The 16503-nt window shown below is 65.6% G+C and carries 21 protein-coding genes; 13 read left to right on the top strand and 8 right to left on the bottom strand.

What is annotated here, in order from left to right; all coding sequences use genetic code 11:
• Positions 1–65 precede the first annotated feature (65 nt).
• Positions 66–809, top strand: a complete 744-nt coding sequence (locus ACOOE2_RS02860) for a L,D-transpeptidase family protein (RefSeq protein WP_420381518.1) — start codon at positions 66–68, stop codon at positions 807–809.
• Between the two features lie 77 nt (positions 810–886).
• Here ACOOE2_RS02860 and ACOOE2_RS02855 read toward each other — a convergent pair whose 3' ends face one another.
• The 8 genes from ACOOE2_RS02855 to ACOOE2_RS02820 all read right to left on the bottom strand — a co-directional run bounded on the left by ACOOE2_RS02855 (position 887) and on the right by ACOOE2_RS02820 (position 7184).
• A complete protein-coding gene (locus ACOOE2_RS02855; protein ID WP_420381517.1) occupies positions 887–1618 on the bottom strand; it encodes a sigma-70 family RNA polymerase sigma factor in 732 nt (243 codons plus the stop codon).
• Positions 1615–3774: a flagellar biosynthesis protein FlhA gene (locus ACOOE2_RS02850; protein ID WP_420381516.1), complete on the bottom strand. Its 2160-nt coding sequence runs from the start codon at positions 3772–3774 to the stop codon at positions 1615–1617. The genes ACOOE2_RS02855 and ACOOE2_RS02850 overlap by 4 nt, the downstream gene beginning before the upstream one ends.
• A complete protein-coding gene (locus tag ACOOE2_RS02845) occupies positions 3774–4628 on the bottom strand; it encodes a lytic transglycosylase domain-containing protein (protein WP_420381515.1) in 855 nt (284 codons plus the stop codon). Before ACOOE2_RS02845 ends, ACOOE2_RS02850 begins: the two co-directional genes overlap by 1 nt.
• 97 nt (positions 4629–4725) lie before the next feature.
• Positions 4726–5124, bottom strand: coding sequence for a flagellar protein FlgN (locus ACOOE2_RS02840; protein WP_420381514.1), 399 nt, complete (start codon positions 5122–5124; stop codon positions 4726–4728).
• Positions 5124–5435, bottom strand: coding sequence for a flagellar biosynthesis anti-sigma factor FlgM (locus tag ACOOE2_RS02835; RefSeq protein WP_420381513.1), 312 nt, complete (start codon positions 5433–5435; stop codon positions 5124–5126). The genes ACOOE2_RS02840 and ACOOE2_RS02835 overlap by 1 nt, the downstream gene beginning before the upstream one ends.
• A gap of 101 nt (positions 5436–5536) precedes the next feature.
• On the bottom strand, positions 5537–6046 hold the full coding sequence (locus ACOOE2_RS02830; RefSeq protein ID WP_420381512.1) for a flagella basal body P-ring formation protein FlgA: 510 nt from the start codon (positions 6044–6046) through the stop codon (positions 5537–5539).
• Positions 6047–6048: 2 nt separating this feature from the next.
• Positions 6049–6540 (bottom strand): hypothetical protein, encoded by a 492-nt coding sequence (locus tag ACOOE2_RS02825; protein ID WP_420381511.1) that lies wholly within the window; start codon positions 6538–6540, stop codon positions 6049–6051.
• Complete coding sequence (locus tag ACOOE2_RS02820) at positions 6537–7184, bottom strand: MotA/TolQ/ExbB proton channel family protein (protein ID WP_420381510.1); 648 nt, start codon at positions 7182–7184, stop codon at positions 6537–6539. Before ACOOE2_RS02820 ends, ACOOE2_RS02825 begins: the two co-directional genes overlap by 4 nt.
• 253 nt (positions 7185–7437) lie before the next feature.
• Here ACOOE2_RS02820 and flgB point away from each other — a divergent pair, with 253 nt between their 5' ends.
• The 12 genes from flgB to motA all read left to right on the top strand — a co-directional run bounded on the left by flgB (position 7438) and on the right by motA (position 16476).
• Positions 7438–7785: a flagellar basal body rod protein FlgB gene (gene flgB / locus ACOOE2_RS02815; protein ID WP_420381509.1), complete on the top strand. Its 348-nt coding sequence runs from the start codon at positions 7438–7440 to the stop codon at positions 7783–7785.
• Positions 7786–7789: 4 nt separating this feature from the next.
• Positions 7790–8209, top strand: coding sequence for a flagellar basal body rod protein FlgC (flgC, locus tag ACOOE2_RS02810; protein WP_420381508.1), 420 nt, complete (start codon positions 7790–7792; stop codon positions 8207–8209).
• Positions 8206–8478, top strand: a complete 273-nt coding sequence (locus ACOOE2_RS02805) for a flagellar hook assembly protein FlgD (protein WP_420381507.1) — start codon at positions 8206–8208, stop codon at positions 8476–8478. Before flgC ends, ACOOE2_RS02805 begins: the two co-directional genes overlap by 4 nt.
• A 178-nt stretch (positions 8479–8656) precedes the next feature.
• Entirely contained in the window at positions 8657–9472 is an 816-nt protein-coding gene (locus ACOOE2_RS02800; protein ID WP_420381506.1) for a flagellar hook-basal body protein, read from the top strand.
• Positions 9473–9483: 11 nt separating this feature from the next.
• Complete coding sequence (locus tag ACOOE2_RS02795; protein ID WP_420381505.1) at positions 9484–10227, top strand: flagellar basal body rod protein FlgF; 744 nt, start codon at positions 9484–9486, stop codon at positions 10225–10227.
• 38 nt (positions 10228–10265) lie between these two features.
• Complete coding sequence (gene flgG / locus ACOOE2_RS02790) at positions 10266–11057, top strand: flagellar basal-body rod protein FlgG (RefSeq protein ID WP_420381504.1); 792 nt, start codon at positions 10266–10268, stop codon at positions 11055–11057.
• Positions 11058–11140: 83 nt separating this feature from the next.
• The gene (locus ACOOE2_RS02785; protein ID WP_420381503.1) at positions 11141–11788 is read left to right on the top strand and encodes a flagellar basal body L-ring protein FlgH; all 648 of its coding nucleotides are present in this window, start codon (positions 11141–11143) and stop codon (positions 11786–11788) included.
• Between the two features lie 19 nt (positions 11789–11807).
• Entirely contained in the window at positions 11808–12935 is a 1128-nt protein-coding gene (locus ACOOE2_RS02780) for a flagellar basal body P-ring protein FlgI (protein ID WP_420381502.1), read from the top strand.
• Positions 12932–13246, top strand: coding sequence for a rod-binding protein (locus ACOOE2_RS02775; protein WP_420381501.1), 315 nt, complete (start codon positions 12932–12934; stop codon positions 13244–13246). Before ACOOE2_RS02780 ends, ACOOE2_RS02775 begins: the two co-directional genes overlap by 4 nt.
• Positions 13243–14610, top strand: a complete 1368-nt coding sequence (gene flgK, locus ACOOE2_RS02770) for a flagellar hook-associated protein FlgK (RefSeq protein WP_420381500.1) — start codon at positions 13243–13245, stop codon at positions 14608–14610. The genes ACOOE2_RS02775 and flgK overlap by 4 nt, the downstream gene beginning before the upstream one ends.
• Positions 14611–14656: 46 nt before the next feature.
• The gene (locus ACOOE2_RS02765; protein WP_420381499.1) at positions 14657–15586 is read left to right on the top strand and encodes a flagellin; all 930 of its coding nucleotides are present in this window, start codon (positions 14657–14659) and stop codon (positions 15584–15586) included.
• Between the two features lie 26 nt (positions 15587–15612).
• Complete coding sequence (gene motA, locus ACOOE2_RS02760) at positions 15613–16476, top strand: flagellar motor stator protein MotA (RefSeq protein ID WP_420381498.1); 864 nt, start codon at positions 15613–15615, stop codon at positions 16474–16476.
• Positions 16477–16503 lie beyond the last annotated feature (27 nt).

Genomic DNA, 16503 nt, shown 5'->3' with positions numbered 1-16503 from the left:
TCAACCAATCGGCACCTGCCGTGCGGCTATGATCCGGCAATAACGCTCTCAAGGGGTTCGCAAAGATGTGGGCTTTGCCGCCCGGGTGGCGCAAATGGACGAAACGCCGCTGGCCGCTGCTGGCCGTCGGCGCGGCGGTGGCTGTGCTGTCGCTCGACATGGCGATGCACGTTCTGAAGGATGTCGCCGGGCTGGTGCTGCCCGCGCACGCGCCGGCGCATCCGGCAGCGATGATCCAGGCCAGCGCCACCATACCCCGGCCGGCAGCAAGTCCGACCGAAGCGCTGCAACCGGCCGCCGTCCTGACCCCAGCCCCGCCCCACACGGCGATGGATGGCCCGTTCGTGGTGCGCTCGATCCTGCCGATCTCCGGCGCGATCCCTTTCGGCAAATATTACTGGGACGAATCAAAGGACGAACCCGGCCCGCTGGTGGTCACGGTCGACCTGACCGCGCGTGTGCTGTCGGTGTTCGAAAACGGCCACGAAGTCGGCGCGACCGCGATCCTCAAAGGCTATGGCGACAAGAAGACACCACTCGGCGTATTTCCGATCACGCAAAAAGACGAACACCATATCTCGAACATCTTCAACGTGCCGATGCCCTACATGATGCGCCTGACCAACGATGGCGTGTCGATCCACAGCAGCAAAGTCGAACGCGGCTACGCCACCAACGGCTGCATCGGCGTCCCCAACGGCTTCGCCGCCAAACTGTTCGCCAAGGCGCAAGTGGGCGACCGCGTGATCATCACCGACGGCAAGCAGCTGAAACTCGGCGACCCGATCATCAACGCGCCAAAATCCTGACCTTTTGGCCCTTCCCCTGAAGGGCAGGGGGAAGAACGACACCATCGGCCGCTCACCATGAGCGCGAATGCTCCATTCTACACAATCTCGTATTCGCTCCCCAGACTACCGCGCAACCGGTCGAGCGCCTGCGCCTTCAACTGGTGCACGCGCGGCACGCTGACTTCGAGCACGGCTGCGATTTCGGCCAGGTTCAGCTCCTCGACGAAATACAATTGCACGACCATCTGCAACCGCTCGGGCAGCGCGCCGATCGCTTCGGCCACGGTATGGCGGGTCTCCTGGTCGGCAATCTGCGCAAAGCTGTCGGGGCGGTCGTCGGCAAAGGCCATCGAGCTGTCCGAATAGGCATCGTCGATCGGTTCGAACCGCAACGGTTCGGACGCCGCGCGCAAGTCGCCCAGATCGCCGAGCGTCACGCCCATCGCTTCGGCCAACTCGCTTTCGGTCGGTTGCCGGCCCAGCACGGCGGCCAGGCTTTCGGTCTGATCGCGCAACGTACGGCGCCGGTCCGAGGCCGATCGCGACATCGGCGACGTGCGCCGGATCAGATCGACCATGGCGCCGCGCACGCGCAATTTGGCATAGGCGGCAAAGCCGTCCTCGGTCTGGCCGTTGTGTTTCTGCGCGCATTCGGTCAGCGCGACGAGGCCCGACTGGATCAGGTCGTCGACCTCGATCCCCGCGCGGCCAGAGCCATGCGCGTGCCACGCCAGCCGGCGGACCATCGGCAGGAAACGGCGGATGCGATCGGCGGTATCGTCGCGATACGCGCGCGCCGCGCCCAAACTGCGCATTTGCATATTCATGCGGCAAGTCCTTCGGGTAATGCCTGGCCGGATCCGGCCCCCCGGCCGGAACGGGCAGATTGATCGGTGAGCGCCGGAATTGGGGGCGCCGGGGAATTTGCCTCTCCGCCGATTACCGCGATCACTTCGATCGGCTGGCTTTGCGGCAGTTCGGAAATCGACAGGACGAGGCAGGCCGGCGCGCGAAACCGCAAGGCCGCCGACAATGTGCGCCGCGCACGCGGCTGCACGATCAGCGCGGGCGGAATCGCGCCGGCGCCGCGCTCGGTAATCATCGCTGCGATACGTTCGCCAAGGCCGCGTGCCAGATCCGGTTCGATCACCGGCAGGCCGGATACGGGATCCTGCATGCCATTGACGATCATCGCCTCCAGCCCGGCCTCCAGCGTGATCACCGGCAGGCGATCGTGCGGGCTGCACACTTTGCCCACCATCATCGGGCCGAGTTCGGCGCGGACCAGATCGATCAGCCGCTCGTGCTCGGTGGTCTGCTGCACCGCCTGGCCGAGTGCGGCCAGAATAGGGAGCGGATGGCCGATGCCCACGCCGTCTTCGAGCAAGGCGCGCAACACGCGGGTGATCGCGCCCAGCGACAACGGGTTGGGGTGGATCGTTTCGACCAGGCCCGCCGCGCGGGTGCGCACACCTTCAAGAATCGCGCGCACCTCGTCGGGCCCGAGCATCGCCTGCGGCCGTTCGCCAAGCAGCTGGTTGAGATGCGTTGCAATCACGGTGCCGGCATCGACCGTCAGGAACCCCTCGGCAATCGCGGTGTCGCGGCTGGCGGGGTCGATCCACAGCGCGGGGCAGCCGAAGCTGGGGTCGGTGGTCCGTTCGCCGCGCATCGTGTGGAAGTCATTGGCCTCGCCTGCGTTGATCGCCAGGATCCGCTCGGGCTGTACGGTCGCGCCGCCAATCGCCACCCCGCCCAGCAGGATGCGGTACTGGTTGGGCGGCAGCTCCAGCGAATCGCGCACGCGAAACTGCGGCACGATAAACCCGCAGGCCTGGCTCAGTTGCTTGCGCACCCCGGTAATCCGCGCGACCAGCGGCGATCCGCGCTTGGTATCGACCAGATGCACCAGGCCATAGCCAAGCTCGATCGTCACCAGCGTATGGTCCGACACATCCTCCAGCGTGATGCGCGCGGGGTCGGCCGCGGCTTCGGCCTCTGGCGTATCGGCAATTTTCTGGCGCGCGGCGCGCTTCTTCAGGTTCCACCACAGCCAGCCCGACAGGCCGGCGGCAGGCAGGAACACCGATTGCGGCATCGCCGGGATCATCCCGATCGCGGTCAGGATCACCGCGACCGGCAGCCAGGTCGAGGGGCTGGCAAATTGCCCGCCGATCTGCCCCGACAGATTGCGGCTGTCGGCCACGCGCGTGACGATCACCGCCGCCGCGATCGACAGCAGCAACGACGGCACTTGCGCGACGAGCGCATCGCCGACCGCCAATGTCACGTATTTCTGCGCCGCATCGGCCGCGGTCAGCCCGTGGCTGAGCATACCCAGGCAAAACCCGGCGATGATATTCACCCCCAGGATCAGCACGGCGGCGATCGCATCGCCTTTGACGAATTTGCTGGCGCCATCCATCGAACCGTAGAAATCGGCTTCGGTGGCGACATCGCGCCGGCGCTGCTTGGCCTCCTGCGCGTTGATCAGCCCGGCGCCCAGATCGGCGTCGATCGCCATCTGCTTGCCGGGCAGGGCATCGAGCGTGAAGCGGGCGGACACTTCGGACACACGCCCCGCGCCCTTGGTCACCACGACCATGTTGATGATCATCAGGATCGCAAACACGAACAGCCCGACCGCGAAATTGCCGCCGATCAGGAACGCGCCAAAGCTTTCGATCACGCGGCCCGCCGCTGCGCCACCGGTATGGCCATGCACCAGCACGACACGCGTCGATGCGACATTGAGCGCCAGGCGCAGCAGCGTGGCAAACAGCAGGACGGATGGAAACGACGAGAAATCGAGTGGTTTTTCCGCATTCATCGCCGCCATCAGCACCGCCACCGAAAGCGCGATGTTGAACACGAAAAACACATCGAGCATGAACGCCGGGATCGGGACGACCATCAACGCGATCAGCGTCAGGATCCCCGCAGGCAGCGCCAGCGCGCCCACATTGCCGAACAGTTTCAGCATTACAGCCCAAGCGCCCGGATCTGGCCATAGGCGGCGCGGACATTGGCCGGCATCGCATCGCCGCCTGTGCCGAAGGCAGAGGCGAGCGTATCGGCCATCGAGCTTTGTGCGAGCGGCGCGGCGGCCGCGAACTCCTGCGCCAGCGGGCCACCGGCCGGACGGGGCGATGCGGCAGGCGCGCCTGCCGCCAGCGGCAAATATCCGCCGCTGATGCTCATATGCGGTTCGGGCGCGGTGCTCTGCATGGCGGCGTCGAATTTGGTGCGCAACAGGTCCATCACTTCGCCCACGCTGCGCGGGGCCGATCCGGCAAAGAAGATCGCGTGATTGGCGCCCGCCGCCTTGGGCAACAACGCGGCCGCGCTTTGCGAGGGATCGGACGACAGCGCGCCCAGGAACTTGCCCGCTGCTTCTGGCCCGAGAAAATGCGCAAGATACAGCTCGGCATTGTCGGGATCGCGACCCAGTACGTTGTAAAGATAGCCGCAATTGTCGTTGGCCAATGCTCCCGCCATCAGCGCCGAAAGCTGCGGGTCCCCGCGCAGCGCCAGCAATTGCGCGCGCCCCGCCGGGTCCGCCCCGGCGGCAGTGGCATCGAAACCCAGCTCGCCGCCATGGCGTTCGAGCGTGCGCAACCAGGTCGATCCGGTAAACTGGTACAATCCCCGCGCGCTCGACGTGCGCGCCCGGGCCGAAGGATCGAGCCCGGATTCGATCCGCGCCTGTGCCAGCAGATAGGTAAAATCGACTCCGGTGGCAGACGCTGCCCGCGCTATCGCGGTCTGCACCGGCATCTGTGCGGGCAACGACCCGACAGCAGGGGCGAGAGAATTGGGAAGAGCTGCGTCGGGCAAGCTGGAAACACCCCTGTGACAAGCGCGGACTGCGCCATTGTCAGGTGTTCAGCAAAAGCCGTGCCAATCGCATCCTCCCCCAAGGGGGCAGGATCATTCAGCGCAGGCGCCGCACCCGCGCGGCATCCGTCTGCGCACGGTACAGCGCAGGCTGCCCGGTCAGCGCGTCGAGCCGCGTGGCGACATTGGCCGCGATCAGATTGCGCACCTTGCGGTTGGTCTCATTCAGCCGCCGCGCCGCATCGACGAGCCCGCGGCATTCGTCGGTCACGTCATCGGCCGTGGTCTTGTCCAGCCGGCCGCACAGCACGCCCTTGCGCACCGCGCTTCCGACGATGCCATCCACATCGAGCCCGGCAAGCGCCTGCCGTTCGTCTTCGAGCACGGCAAGCATCTGCCGCAGCACTTCGCGCAGATCGAACGGATGCAACGGGCCGGCCGGATCCGGGCCGGCCGCCGTGCCATCAAGCGTTTCTGCGTGGAATGCAAAACCCATCAGCTCGTCTTTCGCAACATCAAACCGGCGGCCACCATGGCGTCGCCGATCTTGGCGGGGACCAGCGGGTAATTGCCGCTCTGGATGGCCTTGCGTATCTCGTCGACCCGGGTGTGGTCGACCGTGACTGCCCCTGCTTCGACGCTCAGGCTCGTCTTGACCTGGGGCGCGGCGCTGGATGCGGCGATAACGGTCGCCTCGGTGGGTATTGGCGCAACTTGTGGTGTTGCCGCCGGCTGGATTGCGGGCTGCACGGTACTGGACTGAACCGCGCTGACCGGGAGGTTTGCTCCGATGTCTAACGATGCCATGGTTCGCTCCCTTGCGAAGAATGTATCGTCAAGTACGGCTGTGTTGCCACCCGTTTAAGCCCGGCGGAAAAAATCTGCCGGTCGGGCTGCAATTCGTCGCCTTATTCGACCGGCACCTCGACAAAACCGGGGCGTACCACACGCGCCTGCAACGGTTCGCCCTTGGCCACCGTGCGCACCCGGATCCAGGCATCGATTGCCCCGTTTTCAAGCGCTTCGCCCGATTGCGTGACGGAAAATCCGTCGCCGGTCAGCGCGACGGTCACCGACTGCCCGCGCTCGATCACCGGCGCGGCAGCGGTTTGCCGGGCGCCGGTGGCCAGCGCGACAAACAGGTGCCAGCCGCCCGCATCAGGACATTCGACCAGGATGCTGGCATGGGCTTCGCCGCGCCACGACAGCGCGAGCGGCGCAGCGCACGCGCCCAGCCGCAGGCGCCGGTCGATCGGCCGTGCAGCCCCGCCCGGCGCACCGATCGGCTGCCCGGTAAAGCTCGCGACTGCACGATCGATCGCGCCCGGATCGTGCAGCCCCGGGGCCAGAGCCTGGGCATGGGCGTGTGGAGCTTGCGCCAGCAGGCCCGCGATACACAGCGAGAGGGAAAATTTCATGGTCATGGTCCTGGATAAGCAATCTGCGTGCCATCCGCGTCATAGCCGAGCATCGCACTGGCGCCGGCGGGCAGGCCCGGCTCGACCACGACGCGCGCATCGGCGGCATGCGCGCCCGCCGCCGCATCGAGGTGCAGCGCCTGCGCCAGCGCGGCCTTGCGCAAGGCAGGCCCCGCATCGGGCGGATAATGCACGGTAATCGTCAGCCGTAGGCGCGGATCGCGCGCGACGTCATGCAGCCATTGTCCCAGCGGCGGCGCGCCCGCAGCGGCGCGCCAGACACCGATCGGTTCGGCATGCACCAGCGCCGCGATCGGTGCAGGTTTTGGCGCAGGCCCCGGCGCGCCCGGATGCGAGGCCGGAAGGGGATCGCCTGCAGGCGCCAGCGGACCGTCGGGCGCGTTGGCCAGCGCGGACGCGGTGACCATGAACAGGATCAGCGACAGATCGGCCAGGATCGTCTGCCAGCCGGTGCTGGCCATCCGGGCGATCATGCGGCGTGGGTCCCGCGCCGCAAGCGCGGCGCAACCGCGGCAAATTGCGCCGCGATCCAGTCGATCAGCTCCTGCCGCACCAGTTCCTCGCGCTCGGCATGGCGCTCGATCGCGCGCGCCAGCGGCGCGAGCAGGATATTGGCGAGCAACAGGCCATACAGCGTCGCCAGCACCGATTGCGAAATCGCAGCAAGAAACATCGCGCGCGCAATGCCGCTGCCCGACAATCCGGCCAGCGAGATCAGCGTGCCCGCCAGGCCGAACACCGGCGCCAGGTCGGCCGCCTGTGCCAGCGTGATCGCAGCGCGTTGCGCGCGGCCCAGGCGTTTCTTGCGCTCGGCCGTATGGTGCATCATCAGCATCGTGGCCGAATGTCCATCGACCATCGCCTTGATCGCCCCGTCGAGCGCCCGGTCACCGGTATTCCGCGCGGGTGTGCGGAACACGCCGTCGGTGCGGATGTCATTGGCCAGCGGCACCAGGTCCTGGCGCATCCGTTCGGCATCGAACCGGCGGCGGCACAGCGCGGCCAGGCACACGCCGGTCTGACGCAGATCGGCACGTCCGGCGCGCAAGGCAGTGGCCAGCAGCGTGCCGCCAATGACGATGGCGGCCGGAACGGGATCGAACAGATGGGCAAGCATGAAGCGCCTTGGTCCTGTGTGACAGAAGCGCGCGGCTCCCGGGCGCATGTCAGAACGGCAATTCACCGCGCGTTTTCATCTTTTTTCCAATGAATGCAAAGATTTGCCGGTCATCCGGCAAAGCGGCAAAGGCTTGCCGGATGCGCCGGCCAAGGCTTTCGTCCAATCGCATGCAAAAGCCGCGTTCGCCCGATTTGGCACGCACCTTGCTGATCCTGTCGCATCGCACACTGGCGAGGAGGCACGAGACGCTATGGGCGACGCCCTGTTTGGTATTCACGGCATGGCACTGGAGCTGCGGTCGCAGCGGCTGGGGCTGTTGACGTCCAACATCGCCAATGCCGGCACCCCCGGCTACAAGGCGCGCGACATCGATTTCGGTGGTGCGCTCAAGGCCATGGCGCAAGGCGCCAGCGCGACCCAGGCGGTCGGCGGCGCAACGCAATACCGCGTGCCGGTCATGCCCGCGCTCGACGGCAACACTGTCGAGATGGCGACCGAGCAGACCGCCTTTGCCGAAAACGCAATCGGCTACGAAGCGACGCTCAACATGATCCAGGACCGCGTCAATACCGTCAGCCGCGCGCTGAAGGGGGAATAGAACGATGTCCCACACGCCCCGCCCGCTGACACTGTTCGACGCATCCGCGCGCGCGATGTCTGCGCAACTCGTGCGCATGAACGCGGCGGCTTCGAACATGGCCAATGCCGGCACCGTCGCGGGCAGCGCGCAAACCGCATACCGCGCATTGCGCCCGGTGTTTGCCACCGTGCTCGACCAGACCACCGGCCTTGCCACCGTCAAGGTCCAGGGCGTGTACCAATCCAATGCGGCGCCGGTGCGCCAGCACGATCCCGACAATCCGCTGGCCGATGCCAACGGCGACACCTGGACATCGGGCGTCGATGAAAATGCCGAGATGATCGAAATGTCCGAAGCCTCGCGCCAGTACCAGAACGTGGTCGAGGCCCTGCAAACCGCCAAGCAGCTCACGCTCGATACGATGAGGATGAAAACGTCATGACCGCGATTTCCAGCATCACACCGCCCACCGGTTCCACGCCGACAAGCTCGACCAATGCCTACAGCAATCTGAACGAGGCCGATTTCATGAAGCTGCTGACAACGCAGTTGGCCAACCAGGACCCGACCGCCCCGACGGACAACGCGCAGATGCTGGCCCAGCTGGCGCAGTTTTCGACGTTGGCCGGGGTCAACCAGACCAACACCGATCTGAACACGATTTCGGGCCAGATCAGCAGCGTGACCGGCACCACCGGCGTCAGCGCCTGATACCTTTCCTAAAGCCCCTCCCCTTCAGGGGAGGGGTTGGGGTGGGGCCTCTCCCCACTCGCCGACGTCCATCACGTCCATGCAATCGTGGGTTGTAGCCGAAAGGCCCCACCCCCGGCCCCTCCCCTGAAGGGGAGGGGAGAAGAAAACACCACGCACCACCACCGGAGAACACCCCATGTCCTACGCCACATCCCTCACCGGGCTGCAGAACGCTCAGACCAATCTCAACGTGATCGCCAACAACATTTCCAACGCCGACACCACCGGGTTCAAGCAGAGCACGGTCCAGTTCGCCAACCTGGTCGCCACCAGCGCCTACACCAATCCCAAGGAGGTCGTCGGCATCGGTTCGGCCGTGGCGCAGATCGAGCAGGATTTCAGCCAGGGTGCGGTCGAGACGACCGGTTCCGCGCTCGATCTTGAAATCAGCGGCCAAGGGTTCTTCGCGGTCAAATCGCCGATCACAACGCAGACAGCGTATACCCGCAACGGCAATTTTTCGCTTGATTCGACCAATGCGGCAGCCACCGGCAACAGCTATATCGTCGATACCAACGGCAACCGCCTGCAAGTTACAACGTCCGGATCGAGCACACCGGGCGATGCCATCGTCGCCACGACCGATTCGACCGGCGCCGCATTCGCCGGCGTCACGGTTTCGGCATCGGGCGTCGTCAGCGCGTCGTATTCGGATGGCGGCAGCACGCCTGTCGGCACGATCGCGCTGGCTTCGTTCATCTCGCCCGACGGCCTGCTGCAGAACGGCGACCAGGATTACACCGCGACCGGCCTGTCGGGCCAGCCCGTCTATGGCCAGCCCGCGACCGGCACCTATGGCACGCTGCGCTCGGGCGCGCTGGAAGAATCCAACGTCGACCTGTCGACCCAGCTCGTCGACCTGATCACCGCCCAGCAGTATTTCGAGGCCAACTCCAAGGCGATCGACGCCAACACCACCACGGTCGAGAATATCATCAATCTGCATCAGTGATCGGACGCGCCGTGGACCACCTGATCTATACCGCCTATTCCGGCCTGAATGCGTCGATGACCCAGCAACGGGTCATCGCCAACAACATGGCCAACGCGCAGACCACCGGGTTTCGGGCCGAAATGCTCGTGACGTCGCCCACCACGATCAAGGGCACCGGGCTGGAGGCGCGCGCGATGAGCGATGCGCAAGTGCGCGGGTCCAGCAGCCGGCAGGGCGAGTTGATGCCCACCGGCAATCCGCTCGACGTGGCGATGACCGGCGACACGATGCTGGCGGTGCAGGCGGCGAATGGAGATGAGGCCTATACGCGGCGCGGCGACCTGTCGATCGACGTCAACGGCACGCTGGTCAATGGCGACGGCCTGCCCGTCCTGTCGGACAGCGGGCCGATCACCGTGCCGCCGGGCAACACCGTCAGGATCGCGCCCGACGGCAGCGTGCTGGCAAGCGACCCGGCGCAGCAGAGCGGCCTGGCCGAGGCGATCGGCAAGCTGAAACTGGCGAGCACGACCGGAACCCAAATAGAGAAAGGGCTCGACGGGCAATTCCGCGTCGTCGGTGGCGGGGTGCTGCCTGCCGATGACAATGCCAAAGTCATCGGTGCCACGCTCGAAAAATCCAATGTCAACGCCACGCAAGTGCTCGTCGACATGGTCTCGGCGCAACGCCTGTTCGACATGCGCACGCGCATGGTGGCCACGGCGAAGGACGATGACGAAAAATCGACCGCGCTGATGGGTCTTCCCGGCTGATTTCCTTCCATTCCTGACGTTCAACGGAGTATCCCGTCATGCCATCATCGGCTCTTTATGTCGCACGCACCGGGCTTCAGGCCCAGGATACGCGGATGCAGGTCATCGCGAACAACCTGGCCAACGTCAGCACCACCGGGTTCAAGCGCGACCGCGCCAATTTCGCAACGCTCGCCTATCAGGACGGGCGCGTCGCCGGCGAACAATCGTCGGGCCAGACCGCCTATGCCACCGGGGTCAACCTGGGCACCGGTGTCGCGCTGCAATCGACCAGCACCGACACCAGCCAGGGCACGCTGCAGGCGACCGGCAACGGGCTCGACATGGCGATCAGCGGCGACGGATATTTTCAGGTCACGCTGCCCGATGGCTCGCTCAGCTATACCCGCGCGGGCAATTTCACGACCTCTGCCGAAGGGCTGGTGGTCACCTCGCAAGGCTATCCGTTGCAGCCGCAGCTGACCATTCCGCAAGGCGCCACCGCGATCACGATCGGCCAGGACGGCACTGTGTCAGCGGTGTTGCCGGGCGCGACAGCCTCCAGCACGCTGGGCCAGATCACCACCGCCACCTTTGCCAACCCCGCCGCATTGCAGACCGCCAGCGACAATTTCTTCAAGGAAACCGCAGGCAGCGGCGCGCCGCAAGTCGGCGCTGCCGGCGCGACCGGGCACGGCACGATCCGCCAGAACTTCCTCGAACAATCCAACGTCAGCGTCGTGACCGAACTGGTCGACATGATCGAATGCCAGCGCGCCTATGAAGTGAATTCAAAAGTCATCAGCGCCGTCGACGACATGCTCAAGAACGCCAATCAGAGCCTTTCGTGATGCGCAACGCTCACATTCCCAAGGTTTTGCCCAACACCAAAACATCCGTTCATCCTGAGCCTGTCGAAGGACGCGCGCAGGTCTTGAGCCTGATCTGCGGGCTTCTTGTGATAGTGCTGTCGCCTGGCCTGGCGCACGCGACCCAGCCGAAAAAAGGCTTCGAACCCACGCTGCCGGTGGCGATCCCGCCGCCCGCAGCGAACGGTGCGATCTTCAATGTCAACGCAGGCTATGCCGGGCTCGTCGAGGGCCCGCGCGCGCATTCGGTCGGCGATCTGCTGACGATCCAGCTGGTCGAAAACATCAGCACGACCAAGCAGGCGGGCGGCAAGATCACCAAGAGCGGCAGCTACAGCGTAACACCCCCAACCGCCGGCCCGATCATATTCAACCCTGCTGCCCTTAATGCTTCAGGCGCTTCGGCGTTCAATGGTTCGGGCAACGCTTCGGAAACGAGCCAGCTTGGCGGCGAAGTTTCCGTGACGATCGCCGAAGTCCGCCGCAACGGCACGGTTTTTGTAAAAGGAGAAAAGCGCCTGCTGCTCAGCCAGGGTGAGGAATGGGTCCAGATTTCGGGCATCGTGCGGATCGCGGATATCGATCAGAACAACACGATCCAGTCGGGCCAGCTCGCCGATGCGCGCGTCGTCTATACCGGCAACGGATCGATCGGGCGCGCCAGCCGCCCCGGCTGGCTCGCCCGGTTCTTCAGCGTCATCAACCCTTTCTGACCATTGCGGGACTTTTGCCATGATCACGCCCTTCCCCTTTCGCGCCATCGTGCAACGCCTGGCTCTGCTGGCAGGCCTCGCGTGCGCCGTGGTCCTGGCGCCGCCCGCGCAGGCCGATCGCATCCGCGACCTCGGCTCGTTCCAGGGCATCCGAACCAACCAGCTGACCGGATACGGCGTCGTTGTCGGCTTGCCCGGCACCGGCGACGATACGCTGGAATACGTCACGCAGGCCATGCGCGGCGTGTCGGGGCGGCTCGGCCTGCAATTGCCGCCGGGCGTGCAGCCGGGGCTGAAGAATGCCGCCGCCGTGATGATCACCGCCGACCTGCCGGCGTTTTCCAAACCGGGCCAGCGCATCGACGTGACCGTGAGCACGATCGGCAAGGCCAAGTCTCTGCGCGGCGGGGCTTTGATCCTGAGCCCGCTGGTCGGCGCCGATGGGCAAATCTATGCGATGGCGCAGGGCAACCTGGCGGTCGGGGGTCTTGGCATCACGGCCAAGGATGGATCGCAACTGACGGTCAATGTGCCGACCGTGGGCCGCATCGCCGACGGGGCCACGGTCGAACGCGCGGTCGAAACCGGGTTCGATCATGGCGACACCTTGCGCTGGAACCTGTTCCAGGCTGATTTCCTCACCGCGTCGCGCGTGCGCGATGCGATCAACGGCAAATACCCCGATACCGCAAAAGTCGAGGATGGCGTGACGCTCGCGCTGAAACTGCCCGCCGGCGCCGACCGCCGCGCCAGCCTGATGGCGTCGATCGAAATGCTCGAGCTGACACCGGGCGAAGCGCAGGCCAAAGTCATCGTCAACAGCCGCACCGGCACGGTCGTGATCAACAGCGCGGTGCGCCTGACGCCGGCAGCGATCAGCCACGGCAAGCTGGTCGTGCGGATCGACGAGAAACAGCACGTGTCGCAGCCCGGCCCCTTCAGCCAGGGCAAAACCGCGATCACCCCCAGCAGCGCGATTTCGCTAAGCGAAGGCGATGGCCACGTCGCGCTGTTCAAACCCGGCGCCTCGCTCGCCTCGCTCGTCGATGCGCTGAACAAGCTGGGCGTCAGCCCGTCCGATCTCGTCGCCATTCTCGAAGCGCTGAAGCAGGCCGGATCGCTCAAGGCGGAAATGGAAGTGATATGACGACGATTTCGCCCATCGCCGCCGCAGGCGCCAGCGCAGCAGCAAAGCCGCTCGACCCGCGCCTGAAACAGGCGGCACAGGGGTTCGAGGCGATCTTCGTGCGCCAGATGCTGGCCTCGGCGCGCAAGGACAATTTCGGCGATACGCTGTGGGGCAGCGACCAGGGCCACGACACGTTCACCGCGATGCGCGACGAGAAATTCGCCGACATCACTGCGCACAGCGGCACGCTGGGCCTGGCGAAACAGATCGAAGACCAGCTGGCGGGCAAAGGCTCGCCGGCAATCCCGGCAACAGGCGCAAAACCATGACCAGCAATCTGCTCTCGATCGCCTCCAGCGGGGCGAAAGCCGCCGAAATCGCGCTCGACATCACCGGGCAGAACATCGCCAACGCGTCGACCGCGGGCTATGTCCGGCGCAGCGCCAGCATGACCGAACTGGCCTCGCCCGGCACCTGGAGCACGGCCAACGACGTGTCGCTGTCGGGCGTCATCGTGTCGGGTGTCGTGCGCAATGCCGACAGCTTCCTGCAATCAGAGGCGCGCCGCACCGGGTCCGACACCGCGCAGGCGACCGCGACGGTTGCAGGCCTGACCGGTGTCGAAACCGCCGTCGAGGATTCAGGCGTGTTCACCGCGATCGGCACATTCACCAATTCGCTGAAACTTCTCGCGCAAAATCCTGCCGACACCTCGCTGCGCGCCACAGTCATCCAGAACGGCACGACAATGGCAGGCTCGTTCCAGATCGCAGCGCAAGGCCTGTCGGCCGCGCAGGCCGGATTGCAGGGCGCAGGTTACGACGGCGTCAGGCAGGTCAACACGCTGACATCGCAACTGGCGACGATCAACACGCAGCTGTCGGCGACAGCAGCGCAAGCCGCATCGAGCGCCGGCGATGTCACCACCAGCGACCGCGCGAGCCTGCTGGACCAGCGCGACAGTTTGCTCGATCAGGTGAGCCAATACGCCAATATCGCCACGACGTTCCAGGCCGACGGCAGCGTCAATATCAACATCGGCGGCGTCAGCGGTCCGCCGCTTGTCACCGGCAGCAGCACCAACACGCTGACCGCGACGACCAACAGCGACGGCACCGTAGCGCTGACAGTGGGCAATGCCGCCGTCACGCTGGGCGGCGGGTCGATCGCGGGCAACCAGGCCGCGCTGACCAAGCTGGGCCAGATCGGCACCAATCTCGACAGCCTGGCGTCGTCGATCGCCACCACGGTCAACACGCAGCAGGCCAATGGCGCCGACCTGACCGGCGCCACGGGCACAGCCCTGTTTTCGGGTACGACGGCAGCGACGCTCGCCATGACGACCAGCAAAGGCAGCGCGATCGCGACCGCCGCCGCCGGCTCGGCGGCGGGCAGTACCGATGCGACCAACCTGACCGCGATGCAGGGCGCGCTCGCCACGCTCGATCCGTCGGAAACGATGAACGCCATCCTGACCGACATTTCGGGATCGGTGCAAAGCGCGACCACGACGCAGGCCACGCTGCAGACGCTGTCGACGGCCGCATCGTCGAGCCTGTCCGCGCAGGCCGGCGTCGACCTGAACAGCGAGGCGATCAACCTCGTCAAGTTTCAGCAGGCTTTCCAGGCGTCGAGCAAAGTCATGCAGACCGCCAGCACCATTTTCGACAGCATTCTCAACCTGACCGCCTGATCGGTAGCCGCAACAGGCAGCCCCAACAGGCAGAGAGGACCACGCCATGACGATTTCCACCGCGACCAGCACAGCCGCGTTCTATTCCACCGCCACGCAGCAACTGTCGTCGCTGCAGGCGCAGGCCAATGCGGTCAACCAGTCGATCAGCACCGGCAACCAGTACGCGGCCGCGTCGGAAAATCCCGAGGCCGCCGCGCAGATGCGCATGCTGCAACTGGCGGACGCGACTGCGGCCGTGGATACCACCACCGCCAACAAGGCGACCAGCACGCTGCAACTGGCCGATGCGACGATGACCACGATGGTCAACGACATGAACACGGCAAGAACGCTGGCCACGCAGGCGGCGAACGGCACCCTGTCCGATACCGACCGCGCCGCGATCGGCACGCAGATGGCGCAGATCCAGGCCGACATGATCAGCCTGGCCAACACCACCGATTCGAACGGCAATGCGCTGTTCGGCGGCGGAGTCAGCGGCAGCGCCTATACCACCGACGCCAGCGGCAAGGCGGTCTATGGCGGCGCGGCCACGTCGCAGACACTGGGGATCGGCGGCGGGCAAAGCGTGCAGACCAGCCTGACCGGGCCCGAAATCTTCAATATCACCGATGCCGATGGCAACTCCACGAACGTGATGGACGCGATCGGCGCGCTCGCCACCGCGCTGAAGGCTGGCGGCACTGCAGCGCAGACCGCTGCGTCGAACGGGCTGGCCACGCTGTCCAACGGGCTGGATGCGGTAACCACCGCGCAGACCGTGATCGGCGCGCGCGAATCGTGGATCGCGCTCAACACGCAGAACCTGACCGCGCAAGGCACAGCGCGCGCCACTGCCGAGAAATCGATCGGCGACACCGACATTTCGTCTGCCGCGATCCGGCTGCAACAGCTGACCACCGCGCTTCAGGCCAGCCAGTCGTGTTTCGTGCGGCTGTCCTCGCTCTCGCTGTTCAACGTCATCGGCAACTGAGCGCGGTTTAGGGGGCGAGATACAATATGTACGCAGGTCTGGGCATCGTCGTTCTGCTCGTCATGGTGTTTGGCGGTTTCGCCTTTACCGGCGGTGCGCTCGGCCCGGTGATGGAAGCCATCCCGCACGAAATGCTGATCATCGGTGGCGCGGCGCTGGGCGCGACGATCACCGGCAATTCGCTGCACGAGCTCAAAGGCCTGGGCGCTGGCCTTGGCAAAGTGTTCAAGGGGCCCAAGCATTCGAAGCAGGACCATATCGACGCGATCGTGCTGTGCACGCGCCTGATGAAGATCCTGCGCAGCGATGGCCCGGTCGCGCTGGAAGCGCATGTGACCGACCCCGCCAATTCGCCGATATTTGCCGAATTTCCCAAGATCGCCAGCCACAAGGCGCTGGTCGCGCTGATCTGCGACACGCTGACGCTGATCGTGGTCAGCTCGGGCACGCTGGAAGTCCACGCGGTCGAAGACGTGATGGACCACGCGATGAAAACGCATTTCCACGAAGGCGCCGAGGCGCATCACGCGTTGCAGGGCCTGGCCGACGCGCTGCCGGCGCTGGGCATCGTCGCCGCCGTGCTCGGCGTGGTCAAGACAATGGGCTCGATCGACAAACCGCCCTCGATCCTGGGCGCGATGATCGGGTCGGCGCTGGTCGGCACGTTCATGGGCGTGCTGCTGGCCTATGGCATCGTCGCGCCGCTCGCGGGCCGGCTGAAACAGGTGCTCGACCAGGACGAGATGATCTTCCAGGCGGTCAAGCAGGTGATGATCGCCTCGCTCCACGGCTGGCCGCAACCGCTGGTCGTCGAAAGCGCGCGGTCGGGCCTGGGCCATGCGTTCCGTCCCGGCTTGTCGGAACTGCTCGACGCGCTGCGTGGCAAGTAATCATGGGTGGTAAATGAAAATGGGCGG

It is taken from the genome of Novosphingobium sp. (assembly GCF_965214355.1).
Classification (GTDB): Bacteria; Pseudomonadota; Alphaproteobacteria; order Sphingomonadales; family Sphingomonadaceae; genus Novosphingobium.
This window is presented reverse-complemented; position numbering and strand designations above follow the sequence as displayed.